Annotated in this window: 18 protein-coding genes; 16 read left to right on the top strand and 2 right to left on the bottom strand. The window is 71.8% G+C overall.

The features are described 5' to 3' along the window. Positions 1–111: 111 nt before the first annotated feature. Positions 112–627, bottom strand: a complete 516-nt coding sequence (locus K4G22_RS05295) for a beta-class carbonic anhydrase (RefSeq protein WP_228078506.1) — start codon at positions 625–627, stop codon at positions 112–114. Positions 628–913: 286 nt separating this feature from the next. Between K4G22_RS05295 and rsmH the strand changes: the two genes are divergently transcribed. The 16 genes from rsmH to K4G22_RS05215 all read left to right on the top strand — a co-directional run bounded on the left by rsmH (position 914) and on the right by K4G22_RS05215 (position 19,122). Continuing rightward, positions 914–1,888 (top strand): 16S rRNA (cytosine(1402)-N(4))-methyltransferase RsmH, encoded by a 975-nt coding sequence (rsmH, locus tag K4G22_RS05290; RefSeq protein ID WP_228078505.1) that lies wholly within the window; start codon positions 914–916, stop codon positions 1,886–1,888. Then, complete coding sequence (ftsL, locus tag K4G22_RS05285; RefSeq protein WP_228078504.1) at positions 1,885–2,541, top strand: cell division protein FtsL; 657 nt, start codon at positions 1,885–1,887, stop codon at positions 2,539–2,541. Before rsmH ends, ftsL begins: the two co-directional genes overlap by 4 nt. A 75-nt stretch (positions 2,542–2,616) precedes the next feature. Continuing rightward, complete coding sequence (locus K4G22_RS05280; protein ID WP_228078503.1) at positions 2,617–4,497, top strand: peptidoglycan D,D-transpeptidase FtsI family protein; 1,881 nt, start codon at positions 2,617–2,619, stop codon at positions 4,495–4,497. A gap of 174 nt (positions 4,498–4,671) precedes the next feature. Then, on the top strand, positions 4,672–6,351 hold the full coding sequence (locus K4G22_RS05275) for a UDP-N-acetylmuramoyl-L-alanyl-D-glutamate--2,6-diaminopimelate ligase (RefSeq protein WP_425336605.1): 1,680 nt from the start codon (positions 4,672–4,674) through the stop codon (positions 6,349–6,351). A 1-nt stretch (position 6,352) separates the two neighbouring features. Next, entirely contained in the window at positions 6,353–7,780 is a 1,428-nt protein-coding gene (locus K4G22_RS05270; protein WP_228078501.1) for a UDP-N-acetylmuramoyl-tripeptide--D-alanyl-D-alanine ligase, read from the top strand. Further along, positions 7,777–8,841 (top strand): phospho-N-acetylmuramoyl-pentapeptide-transferase, encoded by a 1,065-nt coding sequence (gene mraY, locus K4G22_RS05265; RefSeq protein ID WP_228078500.1) that lies wholly within the window; start codon positions 7,777–7,779, stop codon positions 8,839–8,841. The genes K4G22_RS05270 and mraY overlap by 4 nt, the downstream gene beginning before the upstream one ends. Then, complete coding sequence (gene murD, locus K4G22_RS05260; protein WP_228078499.1) at positions 8,838–10,286, top strand: UDP-N-acetylmuramoyl-L-alanine--D-glutamate ligase; 1,449 nt, start codon at positions 8,838–8,840, stop codon at positions 10,284–10,286. Before mraY ends, murD begins: the two co-directional genes overlap by 4 nt. A 48-nt stretch (positions 10,287–10,334) precedes the next feature. Continuing rightward, the gene (gene ftsW, locus K4G22_RS05255) at positions 10,335–11,735 is read left to right on the top strand and encodes a putative lipid II flippase FtsW (RefSeq protein WP_228078498.1); all 1,401 of its coding nucleotides are present in this window, start codon (positions 10,335–10,337) and stop codon (positions 11,733–11,735) included. 6 nt (positions 11,736–11,741) lie between these two features. Beyond that, entirely contained in the window at positions 11,742–12,833 is a 1,092-nt protein-coding gene (gene murG / locus K4G22_RS05250) for an undecaprenyldiphospho-muramoylpentapeptide beta-N-acetylglucosaminyltransferase (protein WP_228078497.1), read from the top strand. A gap of 23 nt (positions 12,834–12,856) precedes the next feature. After that, positions 12,857–13,666, top strand: a complete 810-nt coding sequence (locus tag K4G22_RS05245) for a cell division protein FtsQ/DivIB (RefSeq protein ID WP_228078496.1) — start codon at positions 12,857–12,859, stop codon at positions 13,664–13,666. A gap of 282 nt (positions 13,667–13,948) precedes the next feature. After that, positions 13,949–15,193, top strand: coding sequence for a cell division protein FtsZ (gene ftsZ / locus K4G22_RS05240; protein WP_228078495.1), 1,245 nt, complete (start codon positions 13,949–13,951; stop codon positions 15,191–15,193). Next, positions 15,190–15,921 (top strand): peptidoglycan editing factor PgeF, encoded by a 732-nt coding sequence (gene pgeF / locus K4G22_RS05235; RefSeq protein WP_228078494.1) that lies wholly within the window; start codon positions 15,190–15,192, stop codon positions 15,919–15,921. Before ftsZ ends, pgeF begins: the two co-directional genes overlap by 4 nt. After that, complete coding sequence (locus K4G22_RS05230) at positions 15,918–16,649, top strand: YggS family pyridoxal phosphate-dependent enzyme (RefSeq protein ID WP_228078493.1); 732 nt, start codon at positions 15,918–15,920, stop codon at positions 16,647–16,649. Before pgeF ends, K4G22_RS05230 begins: the two co-directional genes overlap by 4 nt. A gap of 130 nt (positions 16,650–16,779) precedes the next feature. Beyond that, positions 16,780–17,403, top strand: a complete 624-nt coding sequence (locus K4G22_RS05225) for a cell division protein SepF (RefSeq protein ID WP_062211550.1) — start codon at positions 16,780–16,782, stop codon at positions 17,401–17,403. A 77-nt stretch (positions 17,404–17,480) separates the two neighbouring features. Next, the gene (locus K4G22_RS05220) at positions 17,481–17,765 is read left to right on the top strand and encodes a YggT family protein (protein ID WP_062211545.1); all 285 of its coding nucleotides are present in this window, start codon (positions 17,481–17,483) and stop codon (positions 17,763–17,765) included. Positions 17,766–17,814: 49 nt separating this feature from the next. Next, positions 17,815–19,122, top strand: a complete 1,308-nt coding sequence (locus K4G22_RS05215) for a DivIVA domain-containing protein (protein ID WP_228078492.1) — start codon at positions 17,815–17,817, stop codon at positions 19,120–19,122. 114 nt (positions 19,123–19,236) lie between these two features. Here the strand turns inward: K4G22_RS05215 and ileS are convergent, their stop codons facing one another. After that, complete coding sequence (gene ileS / locus K4G22_RS05210) at positions 19,237–22,377, bottom strand: isoleucine--tRNA ligase (protein WP_228078491.1); 3,141 nt, start codon at positions 22,375–22,377, stop codon at positions 19,237–19,239. Positions 22,378–22,499 lie beyond the last annotated feature (122 nt).

Below are 22,499 nucleotides of genomic sequence, written 5' to 3'. Positions count from 1 at the left end.
CCGGTCCGAGGCACCGGCGCCCCCGGAGGGGACTTCTCATCCACCCGCCGACCCCCTGCCGACCTCGGCGTTCACCCGCGCGACCGCCGTCCGAAGGCGGGCACGCGCGGCTCACCGGCTGGAGGCGCCGGACGGGTCGATCTCCCGCAGGAGACCGGTTGTCACTTCGAACACGAAACCGCGTACGTCATCAGTGTGGAGGAGGAAAGGCGATGTCCGCACACGGGCCATCGACTGCCGCACGTCCTGGTCGAGGTCGGTGAAGGACTCCACGGCCCAGCTGGGCTTCTGCCCGACCTCCCGCTCCAGCTGCTGCCGGAAGTCCTCGGTCAGTTCCTGGAGTCCGCAGTTGGTGTGGTGGATCAGCACCACGGAGCTCGTGCCCAGCGCGCGCTGACTGATCGTCAGCGATCGGATGATGTCGTCCGTCACCACTCCACCCGCGTTACGGATGGTATGACAGTCGCCCAGGTCCAGGCCAAGCGCGGCGTGCAGGTCGAGCCTCGCGTCCATGCACGCGACGATCGCGACCTTGCGCACGGGGCGGGCGTTCATCCCGGGATCGGTGAAGTCCTGCGCATAGCGCAGATTGGCGTTGACCAACTCGTCTGTGACCGTCTTCGACATACGCGCGACGGTAGTACGAGCATCGCGGGCGAACGCCCGGAACAGGGGTGATGCGGCTCACAGCGCCTCGTTCGGCGGGCCCCTCGCCGACGTGACGTTCGCCGTTTCGGCGAAACGGCGAAACGCCGCACCCGATCAACCTCAGTGATTGACCGGGGAAACAGGTGGGCTAGTGTGACGCGCACGGGGAGGCGTGCGAGCAGGCCGCCGTCATCGCCCGCCACATGCCGCACCTCCCCTCGGAACCTCCCTTCGAACACGGCGCGTGATCCCCTTCGGAAGGCGCATGACGACCAGCAACGACCGGCCGCCGGAAGTCCGGCACAGCCCCGTGATGCTTCACCGCTGTCTGGAGCTGCTGGGCCCGGCGCTGGGTGCCCCGGGGGCCGTGGTGGTGGACTGCACCCTCGGCCTCGGCGGCCACAGCGAGGCGCTGTTGGACGGCTTCCCGAGCGCCCGACTGATCGGCCTGGACCGCGACCCGCAGGCGCTCCGCCTGGCCGGCGAGCGGCTGGCCCGCTTCGGCGACCGCGCCACCCTGGTGCCCGCCGTCTACGACGAACTGCCCGATGTGCTGGCCCGGCTGGGGGTGCCGGGAGTCGCCGGCGTCCTCTTCGACCTCGGCGTCTCCTCGATGCAGTTGGACGAGGACGAGCGCGGGTTCTCCTACGCCAGGGACGCCCCGCTGGACATGCGGATGGACCAGACCGGCGGCCCCAGCGCCGCCGATGTGCTCAACACCTACCCGCCGGGCGAGCTGGTGCGGGTGCTGCGCGCCTACGGCGAGGAGAAGTTCGCCCGCAAGATCGTCGAGGCGGTGGTGCGGCGCCGGGCGAACGCCCCCTTCACCACCAGCGCCGAGCTGGTCGCCCTCATCAGGGAGGCGCTCCCACAGGCGGCCAAGCGCACCGGCGGCAACCCGGCCAAGCGCACCTTCCAGGCGCTGCGCATCGAGGTCAACGGCGAGCTGACGGTGCTGGAACGGGCCATGCCGGCCGCCGTCGACGCGCTCGCCGTCGGTGGCCGGATCGCCGTCCTCTCCTACCACTCGCTGGAGGACCGGCTGGTGAAGCGGGTCCTGGCGGCCGGCGCCGCGCATACGGCGCCCCCCGAACTGCCGGTGATCCCGGAGCAGTACCAGCCCCGGCTGCGGCTGCTCACCCGAGGCGCCGAACAGGCGTCCGAAGAGGAGGTCCAGGCGAACCGGCGCGCCGCGCCCGCGCGGCTGCGCGCCGCCGAGCGCGTCCGGGAGGCCGGATGAGCCGGCGCGCGGGACCTCAGACCCGGTTGGCCCGGATCGCCGGGCTGGCCCCCGGGCAGGCCGCCACGGCCGCCCGCACCCCGTTCGTGCTGCTGGTCGTGGTGCTGCTGGGCGCCGGCATGCTGGCGCTGCTGATCCTCAACGCCTCCCTGAACCAGGGCTCGTTCGAGCTGAGCGAACTGCGCCGTGAGACGCAGGAGCTGACCGACGAACAGCAGCGGCTCCAGGCCGAGGTCGACGGCCACTCGGCGCCGGGCGCGCTGGCCGAGCGCGCCGAGGAGCTGGGCCTGGTCCCGGCCGGACCGCCGGCCTTCCTCGGCCCCGACGGGACCGTGCTGGGCGACGACTCCCCGGCCCCCGCGCCCGAGCCGGAGGAGCCGGAGGAACCGGCGGGAGAAGGAGAGGAAGGGGCGGAGCAGCCGGCCGAGCCCGCCGACGAGCTCCCGCGCGAGCCGATCGCCCCCCAGGCCGAGTCGGCCGACCAGCCCCTGGCTCCCGCGCCGCCCGCCGAGCAGCCGGCGCCCGAGGCCCCTGCCGCCGACCCCGACCCCGACCCCGACGACGACGCGCCGGCACCGGTCGAGCCGACGCCCGGTGCCACCAGCCCGGCGGACGCGCCCGCCACCGCGCCCGCCGAAGGACAGACCCCGTGAACCACGCCAGGACGTCGGCCCGTTCGTCCACGCCGGCGGCGGCCGTCAGGGACCATCCACCGAAGGGGAGGTGCCATGAGTTCCCCCAGACCACCACGGCCACGGCGGGGGCGCGCTGAGCGCGGCGGCTCCGGCGGGCTGCCGCTGGCCAACCCGCGCCCCCGGCTGCGGCTGGTGGGCCTCGGCCTGACCCTGGTCATGCTGGCCTTCGCGGTCCGCCTCGTCCAGGTGCAGGCCGTGGGCGCCGCCACCTACACCGAGCAGGCCGCGCTCAACCGCTATGTGACGGTGCCGCTGGCCGCCGAACGCGGCGACATCACGGACCGTTCGGGCACCTCGCTGGCCACCACCGTGGACGCGTACGACATCACGGCCGACCCGCTGCTCTTCAGCGAGGCGGAGTCGGGGGTGCCGGACGCGCCCGAGCAGGCCGCCGCCCTGCTGGCGCCGATCCTGGGCCGCGACGAGGCCGAGCTCGCCGATCTGCTCGACGACCAGGACAGCCGCTACGCGGTGCTGGCCAGGGCGCAGACCCCGCAGACCTGGCGGCAGATCCGCGATCTGCGCGGCACCCTCGCCGAACAGGCCAGCAAGGGCACGGGCGATCAGGTGCTCTCCGGCGTCTTCGCCACCGAGACCGCCAAACGGGTCTATCCCAACGAGGATCTGGCCGCCGCCGTGCTCGGCTTCGTCAACAGCGAGGGGGAGGGCGCCGGCGGTCTTGAGGCGCAGCTCAACGCGGCTCTCGCCGGCGAGGACGGACTCGTCACCTACGCGCAGTCGGGTGGCCGGCGGGTGCCCACGGCCGGCGAGCGGGAGCAGCCGCCGGTGCCCGGCTCCGACATCGAGTTGACGCTGGACCGCGACATCCAGTGGGCCGCGCAGAACGCCATCGCCCAGCAGGTGGCGCGGTCCGAGGCGGACGGCGGCTATGTGGTCGTCCAGGAGACCACCACGGGCGAGATCCTGGCGCTGGCCAACAGCCCGGGCTACGACCCCAACGACGTGGCGAGCGCCAACCCCGACGCGCTCGGCAACCCGGCGCTCCAGGACGCCTTCGAGCCGGGCTCGACCAGCAAGCTGATCACCATGGCCGCCGTGCTGGAGGAGGAGGCCGCGGCCACCGACACCCATGTCACGGTGCCCAACCGCCTGCCGCGCGCCGACCGGAGCTTCGCCGACCACGAGGAGCACGAGACGCTCTACCTCACCCTCGCCGGCGTGCTCGCCCACTCCAGCAACATCGGCACCATCCTGGCCGCCGAGGAGCTGGGCGAGACCCAGCCGGAGGCCAACGAGGTGCTCCACTCGTATCTGGACGCCTTCGGCTTCGGCCGCCCGACCGGGCTCGGCTTCCCGGGCGAGACGGCGGGCATCCTCGCGCCGCCAGGCGACTGGAACGCCTCGCAGCAGTACACCGTCCCGTTCGGCCAGGGTCTCTCCGTCAACGCGGTGCAGGCGGCCTCGGTCTACTCCACGGTCGCCAACGGCGGCGAACGGATCGCGCCCACCCTGGTGCGCGGCTGGAGCGGCGAGGACGGCGAGTTCGAGCCGGCCCCCGAGCCGGAGCGGACCAGGGTGGTCGGCGAGGAGACGGCCGAGCAGCTGTCCCGGATGCTGGAGACGGTGGTGGCCAGCGAGGAGGGCACCGGCTCCGCCGCCCGAATCCCCGGCTATCGGGTGGCCGGGAAGACGGGTACCTCCAACCGGGTGGATCCGGAGACCGGCGCCTACTCGGGCTACACCTCCTCCTTCGCCGGGTTCGCGCCGGCCGACGCCCCCCGCGTCACCGTCTACTGCGCCGTCCAGAACCCCACCGAGGGCGCCTACACCGGCAGCGAGGTGTGCGGTCCGGTCTTCAACGAGGTGATGGCGTTCTCGCTGGCCGCGCTCCAGGTGCCCCCGACCGGAACGGAGTTCGCCGGCCTGCCCGTCACCTTCGACCCGGAGGAGTAGTTCCCGGCCGGTGAGTGACCACGGACCGACAAGATTCGGACCAACCTGATCCTGGGACAGTCCTCGGACGAACACGACGCGGATGAGACCAGACGAGTCCCGACCAGACGCGAGACACCCCCGTGGCCAAGGACACGCGGAGCACCCCATCCGACGAAAGCGGAGCACAGGCACGTGAGAACCACCACCGACCGGTCCACCTCGTTTCGCTCCACCCCCGGCCCGCCCGGTACGCTCACCGCCGTGGCACAAGCTGATCATTTCCCGGCGGCCCCACGTCCCCGGCAGCTGCGGCCGGTGCCCCTGGCGGCGCTGGCCTCGGAGCTGGGCGCCGAGCTGCCGGACGGACCCTCGGTCACCGGAATCACCCACGACTCCCGTGCGGTGCTCCCGGGCGACATCTACGCGGCCCTGCCAGGGGCGAGGTTCCACGGCGCCGACTTCGCCGCCCAGGCCGCGAGCCTGGGCGCGGTCGCCGTGCTCACGGACCCCAGCGGCACCGACCGCGCGGCGGCCACCGGTCTTCCGGTGCTGACCGTGCCGGAGCCGCGCGCCCGGATGGGCGCGCTGGCCGCCGCCATCTACCACGAGCCGGGCCGGGACCTGCTCCAGATCGGGGTCACCGGCACCGCGGGCAAGACCACCACCGCCTATCTGATCGAGGGCGGGCTGCGGGAGGCCGCCAAGGAGGGCGAGAGCACCGGGCTGATCGGCACCGTGGAGACCAGGATCGGCGACGAGCGGGTGAAGTCCACCAGGACGACCCCCGAGGCCACCGAACTCCAGGCGCTCTTCGCCGTGATGCGGGAGCGCGGGGTGCGCTCGGTGGCCATGGAGGTCTCCAGCCACGCGCTGACCATGGGCCGGGTGGACGGCTGCGTCTTCGACATCGCGGTCTTCACCAACCTCAGCCCCGAGCACCTGGACTTCCACCTCGACATGGAGGACTACTTCCAGGCCAAGGCCAAGCTGTTCACCAAGGCCAGGTCCCGGGCCGGCGTGGTGAACCTGGACGACGAGTGGGGCCGCCGGCTGGCCGCCGAGTCAGGGGTGCCCGTCACCACCTACTCGGCCGAGGGCCACCCGGACGCCGACTGGCGCGCCGACGACGTCGAACTGGGCGCGGTCGGCTCCACGTTCACGGTGCTCGGCCCCGGCGGCGTCCGGCTGTCGGCCACCGCGCCGCTGCCTGGCCCCTTCAACGTCTCCAACGCGCTGGGCGCCATCGCCGCGCTGGACGCCGCCGGGGTCGACCCGGAGGTCGCCGCCCGTGGCATCGCCGCCGTGCCGGGGGTGCCCGGCCGGCTCGAACGGGTGCGGGCGGGCCAGCCCTATCTGGCCGTGGTGGACTACGCGCACAAGCCGGCCGCCGTGGAGTCCGTGCTCCAGGCGCTGCGCAAGGTCACCGAGGGACGGCTGCACGCGGTGCTCGGCTGCGGGGGGGACCGGGACCCGCACAAGCGTCAGGCGATGGGCGCCGCTCTCGCCCGACTGGCCGACACCGCCGTGCTCACCTCGGACAACCCGCGCTCCGAGGATCCGCTCGCGATCCTCGCCACGATGCTCGCCGGCGCCGCCGAGGTGCCGGTGCACGAGCGTGGCACCGTCCTCCTGGAGGAGGACAGGTCAGCCGCCATCGGCGCCGCCGTGGCCCGTGCCGAGCCGGGGGACACCGTGCTGGTGGCCGGCAAGGGACACGAGCAGGGCCAGGACATCGCCGGCGTGATCCGGCCCTTCGACGACCGGGTCGAGCTGCGCGCGGCGATCGAACGTGCCGTGGGGGAGCGGCACATCACCCAGGACCACCGAGCGAAACCCCCGACCACCCATCCGAAGCCAGGCGAGGCCCGCTGAAGTGATCCCCCTTTCCGTTGCTCAGCTCACCACGGTCGTGCGGGGAGAGCCGCACGACATACCTCAGGCGCCGCCCCGCGTGACAGGCCCCGTGGTCATCGACTCCCGGCTGGTCGAGCCCGGCTCGCTCTTCGCCGCGCTGCCAGGCGACCGGGTGGACGGGCACGACTTCGCCGAGCGCGCGGTGGCCGACGGCGCCGCCCTGGTGCTGGCCGGCCGACCGGTCGGCGTGCCGGCCGTGGTGGTGGACGATGTGGTCGCCGCGCTCAGCGCGCTGGCCCGACACGTGGTGCGCACCCTGGACCCCACGGTGGTCGCACTCACAGGCTCCGCGGGCAAGACCAGCACCAAGGACCTGATCGCGCAGCTGCTGCGGCGCGTCGGGCCCACGGTCTGGACCCCGGGCTCCTTCAACAACGAGATCGGCCTGCCGCTGACCGTGCTCGGCGCCGACGAGACCACCCGCTACCTGGTGCTGGAGATGGGCGCCAGGGGAGTCGGCCATATCCGCTCCCTCACGGACCTGACCCCGCCGCGGATCGGCGCGGTGCTCAACGTGGGCACCGCGCACATCGGCGAGTTCGGCGACCGGGAGACCATCGCCCGCGCCAAGGGCGAGCTGGTGGAGGCGCTGCCGCCGGCCGACGACGGCGGCGTCGCCGTGCTCAACGCCGACGATCCGCTGGTGCGCGCGATGAGCGAGCGCACCCGGGCGCGGGTGGTCCTCTTCGGCGAGTCGGAGAACGCGGACATTCGTGCGGAGAACGCCCGACTGACACCTGAGGGCCGCCCCACGTTCTCCCTCAGAACCCCCACCGGGTGCGCCGATGTGACGATGCGGTTGTACGGTGAGCACCATGTGTCGAACGCGCTTGCCGCGGCGGCCGTGGCGCATGAGGTAGGCATGTCGGCGTCGGCCATCGCGGAAACCCTGGCCGAGGCCGGCCCGCTCTCGAAGTGGCGGATGGAGGTCACCGAGCGAGCGGACGGCGTGGTGATCGTCAACGACGCCTACAACGCCAACCCGGACTCCATGCGCGCCGCGCTGCGCACGCTGGTCCACATGGGCGGCACCACCAGGAACGAGGGTGGCCGCACCTGGGCCGTGCTCGGCGAGATGGCCGAGCTCGGCGACGACGCGTTCGCCGAGCACGACGCCGTCGGACGGCTCGCCGTCCGGCTCAACGTCAACAGGCTTGTGTCCGTGGGCGGTCGCGAGGCCGCCTGGCTGGACATGGGCGCCAAGAACGAGGGTTCGTGGGGTGAGGAGTCGGTGCGTGTGTCCGACGCTCAGGCAGCCGTCGAGCTGCTGCGTGGTCAGCTACGACCGGGGGACGTGGTGTTGGTGAAGGCGTCCAGGTCGGTGGGGCTCGAACAGGTGGCCCTGACGTTGGCGGCCGACGTCGATGGTGAGGTCGCGGCCCGATGAGGCAGATCCTCTTCTCCGGAGCCATCGGGCTCTTCCTCACCCTGGTCGGCACCCCGCTGCTGATCAAGGTGCTCGCCCGCCGCGGCTACGGCCAGTACATCAGGGACGACGGGCCGAGGGACCACCACAGCAAACGCGGCACCCCGACCATGGGCGGCATCGCGTTCATCCTGGCCACCCTGATCGCGTACACGGTCACCAAGGTCGTCACCAGCTCACAGCCCACCATCTCGGGGCTGCTGGTGCTCTTCCTGATGGCCGGCATGGGCCTGGTCGGCTTCCTCGACGACTACATCAAGATCGTCCGCCGGCGGAGCCTGGGCCTGCGGGCCGGCGCCAAGATGCTCGGCCAGTTCATCGTGGGTGTCGCCTTCGCGATCCTCTCGCTGAACTTCGCCGACTCCCGGGGCCTCACACCGGCCTCCACCCACCTCTCCTTCACCCAGGACTTCAGCTGGTCCATCGGCCCGGTGCTCTTCGTGCTGTGGGCCCTGTTCATGATCCTGGCGATGTCCAACGGGGTGAACCTCACCGACGGACTCGACGGACTGGCCACCGGCGCCGCCGTGATGGTCTTCGGCGCCTACGTCTTCATCGGCGTCTGGCAGTACGGCCAGACCTGCGCCGAGTTCGCCACCGCCGGCGCGAGCTGTTACGAGGTACGAGATCCGCTCGACGGGGCCGTGGTGGCGTCGGCCCTGATGGGCGCGCTCTTCGGCTTCCTGTGGTGGAACACCTCACCAGCCAAGATCTTCATGGGCGACACCGGCTCGCTGGCCCTGGGCGGCGCGCTCGCCGGCCTGGCCATCGTCTCCCGCACCGAGCTGCTGGTCGCCGTGCTCGGCGGACTCTTCGTGCTGATCACCATGTCCGTGGTGATCCAGGTCGGCTCGTTCAAACTCACCGGCAGACGCGTCTTCAAGATGGCACCGCTCCAGCACCACTTCGAGCTGAAAGGCTGGAGCGAAGTGCTGGTGGTGGTCAGATTCTGGATCATCCAGGGCATGTGCGTGATCGTCGGCATCGGCATCTTCTACGGAACCTGGGTGGCCGACTGGTGAACGGGACGGTGCGGGAGACCGAGTTCGCCGGCCGCCGGGTGACCGTCGCCGGCCTGGGGGTCAGCGGCGACGGCGCGGCGCGCGCCCTGCTGGCCAGGGGAGCCGAGGTGACCCTGGTGGACGGTGGGGACGGCGAACGGCGGCGCGCCCAGGCGGCCGAGCTGACCGCCGCCGGTGTCGAGGTGCGTCTGGGCGACGGCGACACCCTGCCCAAGGGCACGGAGCTCGTCGTCACCTCGCCCGGCTGGCGCCCCGAGCACCCGCTCTTCGCCGCCGCGGCCGAGGCGGGCGTGCCCGTCTGGGGCGACGTCGAGCTGGCCTGGCGGCTGCGCGGGCCCGGCGCGGCGCCCTGGCTCGCGGTCACCGGCACCAACGGCAAGACGACCACCACCAGGATGCTCGCCGCCATCCTGGCGGCGGCCGGGCTGCGGACGGCGGCGGTCGGCAACATCGGCGTCCCCGTCGTGGACGCGGTGCTGGCCGACCCGCCGTACGACGTGCTCGCCGTCGAGCTGTCCAGCTACCAGCTGCACTGGGCGCCCTCGCCGCGCGCGCACTCGGGCGCGGTGCTCAACCTCGCGCCCGACCACCTGGACTGGCACGGCTCGATGGCGGCCTACGCCGCCGACAAGGGCCGGATCTACGCCGGCAACGAGGTGGCCTGCGTCTACAACGTCGCGGACCAGGCCACCGAGGAGCTGGTGCGGGCCGCCGACGTGGTCGAGGGATGCCGGGCCGTCGGGTTCACCCTCGGCCCGCCGGCCCCCTCCCAACTCGGCGTGGTCGAGGGCCTGTTGGTGGACCGCGCCTTTGTGGAGCGGCCGGATGTGGCCGAGGAGCTGGCCCAGGTCGGCGACGTCGACCCGCCGGCCCCGCACAACGTCGCCAACGCGCTCGCCGCCGCCGCGCTGGCCAGGGCCTACGGGGTCCCGGCCGACGCGGTCCGCCGGGGCCTGGCCGACTACCGTCCCGACCCGCACCGGATCTCGCAGGTGGCGACGGTGGCGGGCGTCGCCTACGTGGACGACTCCAAGGCCACCAACACCCATGCCGCGCTCGCCTCGCTCAGCGCCTATCCGTCGATCGTCTGGATCGCCGGCGGCCTGGCCAAGGGCGCGACCTTCGACGAGCTGGTCGCGGCGTCGGCCGACCGGCTGCGCGGCGTGGTGCTGATCGGCGCCGACCGGCGGCTGATCGCCGAGGCGTTGGCGCGACACGCGCCGGATGTGCCGGTCGTGAACCTCGACCGGACCGACACTGGGGCGATGGCGGCGGCGGTCTCCGAGGCGGCCCGCCTGGCCCGCCCCGGGGACACCGTGCTGTTGGCGCCGGCCTGTGCGTCGATGGACATGTTCACCAACTACAACGTCCGCGGCGACGCGTTCGCCGCCGCCGTGCGTCAGCTGGCCACGGACCCCGTGGACCAGGAACCGAACGAGCAGTAGCCCACCGGCGGCCCGCGCCCGCCGTCGCGGGCCCGAGGAGGGGACGACATGAGGTGGCCGCCGGCCGCGACGGCACACGTCCTCGGCCCCGCCGCCGTCGGCGCCCTGGCGCGCGCCGGCGCGCCGGCCGGCCGAGCCGGGCGCGGCGCCCAGCGCGAGCGCCCGCCCCGGCCCGCGCCCCGGCGCCAGGCCCGGCGCGCGCCGGTGCCGCGCCCCCCGCGCCGGCCGCGCTTCCTGGAGCGGCTCCGACAGGCCTGGGACCGCCCGCTGACGGCCTACTACGTGATCCTGGGCACCACCCTGCTGATCACCCTGCTGGGCCTGGTGATGGTCTTCTCCGCCTCCCAGATCCAGGCGCTGCGCTACCAGCACCCGGTCACCTTCTACTTCCGCAAGCAACTGCTCGCCGCGGTGCTCGGCGGCGTGCTGCTGCTGATCGCCTCCCGGATCCCCGTCCGGCTGCTGCGCGCGCTCACCTACCCGTTCCTGGCCTTCGCCGTGCTGCTGCTGGTGCTGGTCCAGGTGCCCGGCATCGGCGTCGAGGTCAACGGCTCCACCAGCTGGATCGCGGTGGGCGGATCGTTCCAGCTCCAGCCGAGCGAGTTCGCCAAGCTGGGCCTGCTGCTGTGGGGCGCCGACCTGCTGGCCCGCAAGGGCGAGCGCGGCCTGCTGACCCAGTGGCGGCATCTGCTGATCCCGCTGCTGCCCGGGGCGCTGCTGGTCTTCGGCCTGGTCATGGTCGGCGGCGACATGGGCACGGTGATGATCCTGGTGGCCGTGCTGTTCGCGCTGCTGTGGCTGGCCGGCGCCCCCACCCGGCTCTTCGTCGGGGTGCTGCTCGCGGCCGGCGTGCTGTTCACGCTCTTCATGGCCACGGCTCCGCACCGGATGGACCGCCTCGCCTGTCTCGGCGCCACCGATCCGGGGCCGAACGACCGCTGTTGGCAGGCGGTGCACGGCATCTATGCGTTGGCCTCGGGCGGCTGGTTCGGCTCGGGCCTCGGGGCCAGTGTGGAGAAATGGGGCGAACTGCCCGAGCCCCACACGGACTTCATCTTCGCCATCACCGGGGAGGAGCTGGGCCTGGCGGGCACACTGTCCGTACTCGGCCTCTTCGCGGCTCTAGGCTATGCGGGTATCCGCGTGGCCGGACGCACGGAGGACCCCTTCGTGAGGTACGCCGCGGGAGGGGTGACCGCGTGGCTGATGACCCAGACCGTGATCAACATCGGTGCGGTGCTGGGTCTGCTGCCCATCGCCGGTGTGCCCCTGCCGCTGTTCTCCTACGGAGGTTCCGCCCTGCTGCCGACCATGTTCGCCGTCGGACTGCTGATCGCCTTCGCGCGCGGCGAGCCGGCGGCGAAGGCCGCACTGGCCATGCGGGGACCTGGGCTGAGAAGAAAGACGATGAGACGGCGCGCGAAGTCGGCGCCGTCCGGAGAGCGGTGAAAATCGGTGCATGTAGTCCTCGCTGGCGGAGGGACCGCCGGCCACATCGAGCCCGCGCTCGCCCTCGCGGACGCCCTGCGCAGACATGATCCGACGGTGGGCATCACGGCGCTCGGCACGGAGCGCGGCCTGGAGACCCGTCTGGTGCCCGAGCGGGGTTACGAGCTGGGGCTGATCCCCGCCGTGCCGCTGCCTCGGAAACCCACCCCCGAACTGATCACGGTCCCGGGGCGGTTGCGGGGCACCATCAGGGCGGCCGAGGAGATCATCGAACGCACCAAGGCGGACTGTGTGGTCGGCTTCGGCGGCTATGTGGCGCTGCCCGGCTATCTGGCGGCCAAGCGGCAACGCGTGCCGATCGTGGTGCACGAGGCCAACGCCCGCCCCGGGTTGGCCAACCGCATCGGCGCGCGCTACACCAAGTTCGTCGCCGTCTCCACGCCGGACAGCAAGCTGCGGCACGCCCGCTATCTGGGCATCCCGCTGCGTCGCTCCATCGCCACGCTGCAACGCGCCGCCGTGCGGCAGCAGGCCCGTTCGTACTTCGGTCTGGACGCCAACCTGCCGACCCTGCTGGTCTCCGGCGGTTCGCAGGGCGCCCGCCGGCTCAACGAGGTGATCGCCTCGGCGGTGCCGGTGCTCCAGCGTTCGGGGGTGCAGGTGCTGCACGCGGTCGGCCCGAAGAACGAGCTGCCGCAGCCGGACACCATGCCGGGCATGCCGCCCTATGTCCCGCTCTCCTACGTGGACCGGATGGATCTCGCCTACGCGGCGGCGGACATGATGCTCTGTCGGGCCGGCGCGATGACGGTCGCCGAGCTGTCGGCGGTCGGTCTGCCGGCGGCCTATGTGCCGCTGCCGGTGGGCAACGGCGAGCAGCGGCTCAACGCGCAGCCGCTGGTCAAGGCCGGCGGTGGGCTGCTGATCGACGACGCGGAGCTGACCCCCGAGTGGGTGCGGGACAACGTGCTCCCCGTGCTCACCGACCCGGGCCGGCTGACGGCGATGTCCGCCGCCGCCGCCGAGTTCGGCCGTCCGGACGCGGACGATCTGTTGGTCGGCATGGTGCACGAGGCGATCGCGGCGCGCAGGGCGTAGCCGAGGGACGGGAGTTGGGGAGCGTGGCCGGAGTAACCACCGCGGAACGCGGCGGAGACCGCCGTCAGTCGGATTCCGGTCCGCCCCCGACCGGTCCCGAGGGGCGCCGCCCCCGCTGGCTGCCCAGGCCCTGGGTGCTGCTGCTCGGCGCGGGGCTGCTCGTCGGTCTGGGCGGCTTCGGTGCCTGGGCGCTGTACGGCTCCGACTGGCTGCGCGTCGATCGGGTCTCGGTGAACTGGACGGAGGGCCCACGGGAGTTGACGGAGGAGCAGATCCTCACCGCCGCCGCGGTCCCGGTCGGCTCCCCGATGGCCTCGCTGGACAAGGGGGCCGTCAGCGAGCGGCTGCTGGCCGCCCTGCCCAGGCTGGACACGGTGCGGGTGGTGCGGGCCTGGCCGGACGGCGTCTCGCTCAAGGTGGTCGAGCGCGAGCCCGTCCTCCAACAGCCGACGGCGGACGGCTTCGCCGAAGTGGACGACGACGGCGTCGCGTTCGCCGAGAGCGCCGAGGCGCTCTCCGGAGTGCCCCTGCTGGAGCTGGAGGTGGCGGACAGTCCGAGCTGGCGTCGGTTCGGGGAGGACCGGGTCAGGGCCGAGGCGGCCTCGGTGCTGCCCGCGTTGCCCGAGTCGGTCCGCTCCGATCTGGAGGTCCTGCGGGTCGCCTCCTACGACTCCATCACCCTGGAGTTGTCCGGCGACCGCACCGTGCGGTGGGGGAGCGCGGAGGACTCCGAGGCCAAGGCGGCGGCGCTGGAGACGGTCCTCAACGTGGCGGGCGACGCCCGACACTTCGACGTCCAGGCCCCCAGCGTGCCCGCTGTGGCGGGTGGTTGACCGGGTGCCACATCGGCGCAGGCCACACCCTGGTTGACTGACCCGGAGCGTGATCACATAGGGTGAAAAGAAAAACAGGAGGTTCGGCGTGTTCGTTGAACGCGCACCACTTATCGACTTAGTGTCCGTTCCTAGGAATCCAAGGAACGACAGGCACAGGTAACCCTAAACTTGAGCGATAGGGTTCGGGGCGGCTTATCCATCCGTCCCATCGGCATCAGTCGGCGCGCTGCGGCTTCACGCGGAGCGGCGACACGTAAATCGAGGCGAGAGGCCTTCGACGTGGCAGCACCGCAGAACTACCTCGCAGTCATCAAGGTCGTCGGTATCGGCGGCGGTGGCGTCAACGCCATCAACCGGATGATCGAGGTCGGTCTCAAGGGCGTCGAGTTCATCGCGATCAACACCGATGCTCAGGCGCTGCTGATGAGCGACGCCGACGTCAAGCTGGACGTCGGGCGCGAACTGACCAGGGGGTTGGGCGCCGGCGCCAACCCCGAGGTGGGACGCAAGGCTGCCGAGGACCACCGCGAGGAGATCGAGGAGGTCCTCAAGGGGGCCGACATGGTCTTCGTCACCGCGGGCGAGGGCGGCGGCACGGGCACGGGGGGCGCCCCGGTCGTGGCGAACATCGCGCGCTCGCTTGGCGCGCTGACCATCGGCGTCGTCACCCGCCCGTTCACCTTCGAGGGCCGCCGCCGTGCCAACCAGGCGGAGGACGGCATCGCCAGCCTCCGCGACGAGGTCGACACCCTGATCGTCATCCCCAACGACCGTCTGCTGTCGATCTCCGACCGCCAGGTGAGCGTCCTCGACGCCTTCAAGTCGGCGGACCAGGTGCTGCTCTCCGGTGTGCAGGGCATCACGGACCTGATCACCACCCCGGGCCTGATCAACCTCGACTTCGCCGACGTCAAGTCCGTGATGTCCGAGGCGGGTTCGGCGCTGATGGGCATCGGCTCCGCACGCGGGGACGACCGGGCGGTGGCGGCGGCCGAGATGGCGATCTCCTCCCCGCTGCTGGAGGCGTCCATCGACGGTGCCAGGGGCGTGCTGCTCTCCATCTCCGGCGGCTCCGACCTCGGCCTCTTCGAGATCAACGAGGCGGCCCAGCTGGTCAGCGAGGCGGCGCACCCCGAGGCCAACATCATCTTCGGTGCCGTCATCGACGACGCGCTGGGCGACGAGGTGCGGGTCACCGTGATCGCCGCGGGCTTCGACGGTGGCCAGCCGCCCTCCCGCAACCGGGACAAGGGGCTCGGTGCCTATGGCGGCAAGGAGGAGTCCGCCGGGCTCGGCGCCGAGCGCGCGGCCGAGCCGGAGCCGGAGCGCCCCTCGTTCGGCAGCCTGGGCACCCTCTCGGGCCGGGAGCCCGCCTCGCTGTCCGACCGGGAGAGCGACGCGGGGCACGACTCGTCCGCCGAGTCCTCCCGTGACCAGGCGAAGACCCCTCCGCAGGTTCCCTCGGCCCGCCCCTACGAGGGTGGTCAGGTCGAAGAACTCGATGTGCCCGACTTCCTGAAGTGATAACCCGACAGAGCACCGCGAGCGGCGCGCACTACGCCTTCACCGATCTTCGAGGCGGAGTGAGCGCCGCTCCGTATGCCACCGCGAACCTGGGCGACGCGGTGGGGGACGACCCGGCGGCGGTCGCCGCCAACCGGGAGCGCGCCGCCCACGCCCTGGGCCTCGTCCCGGCCGATGTGCGCTGGATGCGGCAGGTCCACGGGGGCGAGGTCGCCCTCGCCGACGAGCTCGCCCCCGGGGGGCCGCTGCCCGAGGTCGACGCCCTGGTCACCGCCAGCCGTGGGGTGGCGCTCGCCGTGTTGACGGCGGACTGCACCCCCGTGCTGCTCGCCGATCCGGTCGCCGGCGTCGCCGGCGCTGCGCACGCCGGGCGGCCCGGGCTGCTGGCCGGCGTCGTCCCGGCGACGGTCAAGGCGATGCGCGCGCTGGGCGCGCGCCCCGAGTGCATCGTGGCCCGCACCGGCCCGGCCATCTGCGGGCGGTGCTACGAGGTCCCCGACGAACTGCGGCGCCTGGCCGAGGAGACCGCCCCCGGCAGTGGCGCCACCACGAGCTGGAACACCCCGGCCATCGACATCCCGGCGGGGGTCGGCCGGCAGCTGGCGGACGAGGGCGTCACCGATATCGCCTTCTCCCCGGTCTGCACCCGGGAGTCCGCCGACCACTTCTCCTACCGCCGCGCGTCAACCACCGGACGGCAGGCCAGCTATGTGTGGGTGGCGCGATGACGGATTCGGGGGCGCGCGAGGCCGAGTTGGCCACCAATCTCGCCCGTGTGGAGCAGCGCGTCACTCGTGCGTGTGCGGCTGCGGGGCGCGCGCGGTCCGAGGTGACCCTGGTGGTGGTGAGCAAGACCTATCCGGCCGAGGACGTCAGGTTGCTGGCCGGTCTCGGGGTGCGGGAATTCGCCGAGAACCGCGACCAGGAGGCCGCGGAAAAAGCAGCCGCCTGCGCGGATCTGACGCTGCGATGGCACTTTGTGGGGCAGTTGCAGACAAATAAGACGCGTTCGGTCGTCGAGTATGCGGATTATGTGCATTCCGTGGACCGGATAAAGCTGGTCGACGCCCTCTCGGCAGCGGTGCGCCGACGCTCCCGCCCCTCGCTGAACTGTCTGATTCAGGTGGCTTTGGAAAAGGACTCCGGATGGGGCGAGGGCCGCGGGGGCGCCGCCCCCGAGGGGGTCGGCGAGCTGGCGGCGGCCGTCGCGGAGGCGCCGGGGCTGCGTCTCGCCGGCCTGATGACGGTGGCTCCGCTGAGCGGTCCCTACGCCAACTCCCCGTCGGCGGCCTTTGCTCGGCTGATAGAAATCTCCAGGGACCTGCGCGTGACCGCTCCTGCTGCCACCATGGTCTCTGCCGGTATGAGCGCCGATCTGGAGGAGGCGATCGGCGCGGGGGCGACACACGTACGCGTCGGGAGCGCGGTGCTCGGTGTGCGACCCACCCTCGGGTAACGTCGCCAAACGAGCGGCCAGAGTCGAAAATATGGTCATTCCCGATCAATTCGGGCGGATTGCGGATTAATGTGGATCTCCCCGGCCCAGTTGGCCGAAGCCGATCCACCACAGAGCGGAGGACGCAGCGATGGCTGGCGCGATGCGCAAGATGGCGGTCTACCTCGGCCTCGTGGAGGACGACGGCTACGACCGACCGGGGTACGGCCCCGATGACGAGTTCGAACCCGAGCCGGAGCCGGAGCGGAATCGGCGTCAACCGACGCACGAACCACCCGCCAGGGAGCGCGCGGAGGAGCCGGCGCGGGTGATGCACCCCCCGGCGCAACGGGAGACGGAGCCAACACCCGCCCCCGTGCTGACGGACAGCAGACGGCCCGGGAGGATCGCTCCCGTGTCTTCCATCACACCAGAACGCCAGAACGTGGAGAAGAGCGCGCCGGTGATCATGCCCAAGGTCGTGTCCGAGCGGGAGCCGTACCGGATCACGACACTCCACCCCAGGACCTACAACGAGGCCCGTACCATCGGGGAACACTTCCGCGAGGGTACCCCGGTGATCATGAACCTGACCGAGATGGACGACACCGACGCGAAGCGACTTGTCGATTTTGCGGCTGGTCTGGTCTTCGGTCTGCATGGCAGCATCGAGCGGGTGACACAGAAGGTGTTCCTCCTGTCGCCTGCTAACGTCGATGTAACGGCGGAGGACAAGGCCCGTATCGCTGAGGGCGGGTTCTTCAACCAGAGCTGACAGCAGGCGCTTCGGAAGAGCAGAGATGTGCCCCGGCCGACCGGTCGGGGATGGACCAGGGGAGAGGTACCAGCGGGATGGGCATCGTTCAACAAGTGCTGTTGATCGCCTTGTACTGCTTCCTGGCGTTGCTGCTCTTCCGTTTGGTGATGGACTGGGTGCAGATGTTCGCGCGCTCATGGCACCCCGGCAAGCCCATGATTGTCGCCCTGGAAGCCACCTACACTGTCACGGATCCGCCACTGAAGACGCTGCGGAAGGTCATCCCTCCACTGCGCTTCGGGGGTGTGGCGCTTGATCTGTCCTTCTTCGTGTTGATGATCATCGTCTACATCCTGATCAACGTCGTGGCCAGCCTGTGAACCAGTACGGTCTTGCCGATATGCCGACGAATTACGCTGAGGTGAAGAGATGCCGCTGAGCCCCGAGGACGTGCGGAACAAGCAGTTCACAACCGTCCGTCTGCGAGAAGGCTACGACGAGGACGAGGTCGACGCCTTCCTCGACGAGGTCGAGGCGGAGCTGACCCGGCTGCTGCGCGAGAACGAGGATCTGCGCGCCAAGCTGGCCGCGGCCACGCGAGCCGCCGCACAGAACCAACAGAACATGCGGAAACCCGAGCCGCAGGAGCAGCGCCCCGGCGGGCCGATGCCGGCCATATCGGGACCGCAACAGCCGCAGCAGCAACAGCAGATGGGCGGCCCACCGCAACTGCCGGCGGGCCCGGGTGGTCCTGGTCCGATGGGTGGTCCCGGTGGTCCCGGCCCGATGGGCGGCCCGGGTGGCCCCGGCGGTCCCGGCGGTCCCGGTCCCATGGGTGGACACGGCGGCCCCGGTCCGATGGGCGGCCCCGGCGGTCCCGGGCAGCAGCAACACCCGGGCGCCCCGGTCCCGATGGGCGGTCACGGCGGCCCGGGTGGTCCTGGTCCGATGGGTGGTCCCGGTGGTCCCGGCCCGATGGGCGGCCCGGGTGGCCCCGGCGGCCCTGGTCCGATGGGTGGCCACGGCGGCCCCGGCCAGATGCCCCAGCCGAGCGGTGGCAACGAGAGTGCCGCGCGCGTGCTGTCGCTGGCGCAGCAGACCGCCGACCAGGCGATCGCGGAGGCCCGTTCCGAGGCCAACAAGATCGTCGGTGAGGCGCGCAGCCGCGCCGAGGGCCTGGAGCGGGACGCCCGCGCCAAGGCCGACGCCCTGGAGCGGGACGCGCAGGAGAAGCACCGCGTGGCGATGGGCTCGTTGGAGTCGGCCCGCGCGACGCTGGAGCGCAAGGTCGAGGACCTGCGCGGCTTCGAGCGCGAGTACCGCACCCGGTTGAAGTCGTATCTGGAGAGCCAGCTGCGCCAGTTGGAGAGCCAGTCGGACGACTCGCTCGCGCCGCCGCGCTCGCCCGCCGCTCCCGCGCCCTCCCTGCCGCCGTCCCCGCAGCCCTCGTTGGCCTCCGCGGGTGCGCCGACGGGCGGTCCCGGCAACGGCACCCTCGGCGGGCACCAGTCGCTCGGCGGGAACCAGCAGATGGCCTCGCACGGCGGTGGGCACGTGGGGCATGGCTCGCACGGTGGTCCCGGCGGTCCCGGCGGCCCCCCCTCCTACGGCGGTCAGCAGCAGATGTCCCCGGCCATGACCCAGCCCATGGCTCCGGTCAGGCCGCAGGGTCCGCAGCCGATGCAGCAGGCGCCGTCGCCGATGCGTGGCTTCCTGATCGACGAGGACGACAACTGACGGTGGATCGCGCCGGCTGAGCCGGCGTCGACCGCCGGCACCGGCGGAAAAGGGGCGGGGCCCGGACGTGAAGTCCGGGCCCCGCCCCTTTGGGCGCTTCCTCGCGGGGCGCCCTCAGACGCGACGCAGCCGGAAGGTGGCGCCCAGCGTCTCCTCGCCGAACGGGGCGAGGTATGTGTCGTCCCCCTGGCCCTCGGCGAAGTCGGGCGCCAGCACCTCGCTGCTGATCAGCGCCTGGTGGTCGACGAGCGCCCGCGCCAGCTCCGGGTCCTCGGCCTGCCAGCGCACCGCGATCCGGTCGGCGACCTCAAGGCCGCTGTTCTTGCGCGCCTCCTGCACCAGCCGGATCACATCCCGCGCCAGCCCCGCTCGCCGCAACTCCGGGGTCACCTCCAGGTCGAGCGCCACCGTGGCACCGGTGTCGGAGGCCACCGACCAGCCCTCGCGCGGGGTCTCCGTGATGATCACCTCTTCCGGCGTCAGCGCCACGGTCTCGCCGTTCACCTCCACGGTGGCCGAGCCGACGCGCAGGGCGGCGGACAGCTCGGCCGCGTCCGCCTCGGCGATGGCCTTCGCCACCGGCTGGGTGCCTTTGCCGAAGCGACGGCCCAGGGCGCGGAAGTTGGCCTTGGCCGAGGTGTCGACGAGCGAGCCGCCCATCTCGGCCAGGCCACCGAGGGCCACCACGTTCAACTCCTCGGCGATCTGTTCCCGCAGGTCGTCGCCGAGCAGCTCGAAGCCCTGGGCGGCGACCAGCGCGCGGGACAGCGGCTGCCTGGTCTTCACGCCCGACTCGGCGCGGGTGGCCCGGCCCAGCTCCACCAACCTGCGCACCAGCAACATGTCACTGGAGAGGTCTGGTTCGACCAGCGAGAGGTCCGCCTCCGGCCAGGAGGACAGGTGCACCGAGTCGGCCGCCCCCGGGGTGACCGGGACCACCAGGTCCTGCCAGACGCGTTCCGTGATGAACGGGACCAGCGGGGCCATCAGCCGGGTGACCGTCTCCAGCACCTCGTGCAGGGTGCGCAGCGCCGCCGGGTCCGCCTGCCAGAAACGACGCCGGGAGCGGCGCACATACCAGTTGGAGAGATCGTCGACGAAGGTGGAGATCAGCTTGCCGGTGCGCTGGGTGTCGAAGTTCTCCATGGCCTCGGTGACCATCTTGACCAGCGCGTTCAGCTCGCTGAGCACCCAACGGTCCAACAGCGGCCGGTCGGCGGGGGCCGGGTCGCCCCGGCCGGGCGACCAGCCGGCGGTGCGGGCGTAGAGGGCCTGGAAGGCGACCGTGTTCCAGTAGGTGAGCAGCGTCTTGCGCACCACCTCCTGGATGGTGCCGTGCCCCACCCGGCGCGCGGCCCACGGGGAGCCGCCGGCCGCCATGAACCAGCGCACCGCGTCGGCGCCGTGCCGCTCCATCAGCGGGATGGGCTCCAGGATGTTGCCCAGGTGCTTGGACATCTTCCGGCCGTCCTCGGCCAGGATCAGCCCCAGGCAGACCACCGACTCGTAGGGCGACCGGTCGAAGACCAGGGTGCCGACGGCCATCAACGTGTAGAACCAGCCACGCGTCTGGTCGATGCCCTCGGAGATGTACTGCGCCGGGTAGTGCCGGTCGAACTGCTCGCGGTTGCGGTACGGGTACCCCCACTGCGCGAACGGCATCGCGCCGGAGTCGTACCAGCCGTCGATCACCTCCGGCACCCGCCGCGCCGTCTGCCCACAGCTCTCGTCCGGGCAGTCGAAGGTGACCGCGTCGACGAAGGGGCGGTGCGGATCGAGCTCGGACTGGTCGACCCCGGTCAGCTCGGTCAGCTCGGCGCGCGATCCCACACAGGTGAGATGGCCGTCCGGGCAGGTCCAGATGGGCAGCGGCGTGCCCCAGTAACGGTTGCGGGAGAGCGCCCAGTCCACGTTGTTGCTGAGCCAGTCGCCGTAGCGACCGTGTTTGACCGACTCCGGATACCAGTTGGTGCGCTCGTTCTCGCGGAGCAACTGCTCCCTGATCCGGGTGGTGCGGATGTACCACGACGGCTGTGCGTAGTACAGCAGCGGGGTGTGGCAGCGCCAGCAGTGCGGGTAGCTGTGCTCGTACGCCACATGCGCGAAGAGCAGGCCGCGCGCCGCCAGGTCGGCGGTCAGCGCCTCGTCGGCCTTCTTGAAGAACTGGCCGCCGATCAGGCCGAGCCCCTCCTCGAAGGTGCCGTCGGAGCGGACCGGGTTGAGCACCGGCAGGCCGTAGCGCCGGCAGGTGAGCAGGTCGTCCTCGCCGAAGGCGGGCGACTGGTGCACCAGGCCCGTGCCGTCCTCGGTGGTGACGTAGTCGGCGGTCACCACGTAGTGCGCCTCCGCGCCGCCGAAGTCCAGCAGCTCGAACGGGCGTTGGTAGCCCCAGCGCTCCATCTCGGCGCCGCTGAAGGACTCGCCCGTCGGCTCCCAGCCCTCGCCGAGGGCCTTCCCGACCAGCGCCTCGGCGACGACCAGGCGCTCCTCGCCGTCGGTCGCCACCACATAGGTCACCTCGGGGTGCGCGGCGACGGCCGTGTTGGAGACCAACGTCCACGGCGTGGTGGTCCACACCAGCAGCGCCGCCCGACCGGCCAGCGGGCCCGAGGTGAGCGGGAGACGGACGAAGACGGACGGGTCGACGACCGTCTCGTAGCCCTGGGCCAGCTCGTGGTCCGAGAGGCCCGTCTCACAGCGGGGGCACCAGGGCGCCACCCGGTGGTCCTGGGCGAGCAGCCCCTTCTCGAAGATCTGCTTGAGCGACCACCACACCGACTCGATGTACTCGGGATCCATCGTGCGGTAGGCGCCCGGCAGGTCCACCCAGTACCCCATGCGGGTGGTGAGCTCCTGGAACACGTCGGTGTGGCGGGTCACCGACTCGCGGCATCGGGCGTTGAACTCCGCGATGCCGTACGCCTCGATGTCCTGCTTGCCCGTGAAGCCGAGCTCCTTCTCCACGGCCAGCTCGACCGGCAGGCCGTGGCAGTCCCAGCCGGCCTTGCGGGTGACATGGAAGCCGCGCATGGTCCGGTAGCGGGGAAAGACGTCCTTGAAGACCCGGGCCTCGATGTGATGGGTGCCGGGTCGGCCGTTGGCGGTGGGCGGCCCCTCGTAGAACACCCACTCGGGGCGCCCCTCGGACTGCTCCAGGCTGCGAGCGAACGTCTTGTCCCGCTCCCAGAGGTCGAGCACCTCGTGTTCGAGGGCTGGCAACTCCACCTGGGGTGGTACAGGGCGGTACTGCGTCATCGAGATCGTCCTCCGGCGGGACACACTGCGTTCTCCGTCCGGAGGGACGAGAGCGTCGTCGCTCCCGCGGTACCACCCTCCTTGGCCGGGGCGATGGCTCGCCTCGACCCTCTCTTCGGCCG

The organism is Streptomyces profundus, from assembly GCF_020740535.1.
GTDB classification, from domain to species: domain Bacteria; phylum Actinomycetota; class Actinomycetes; order Streptomycetales; family Streptomycetaceae; genus Streptomyces; species Streptomyces profundus.
The sequence above is the reverse complement of the archived record's forward strand: the minus strand, read 5'-3'. Positions and strand labels throughout refer to the sequence as shown.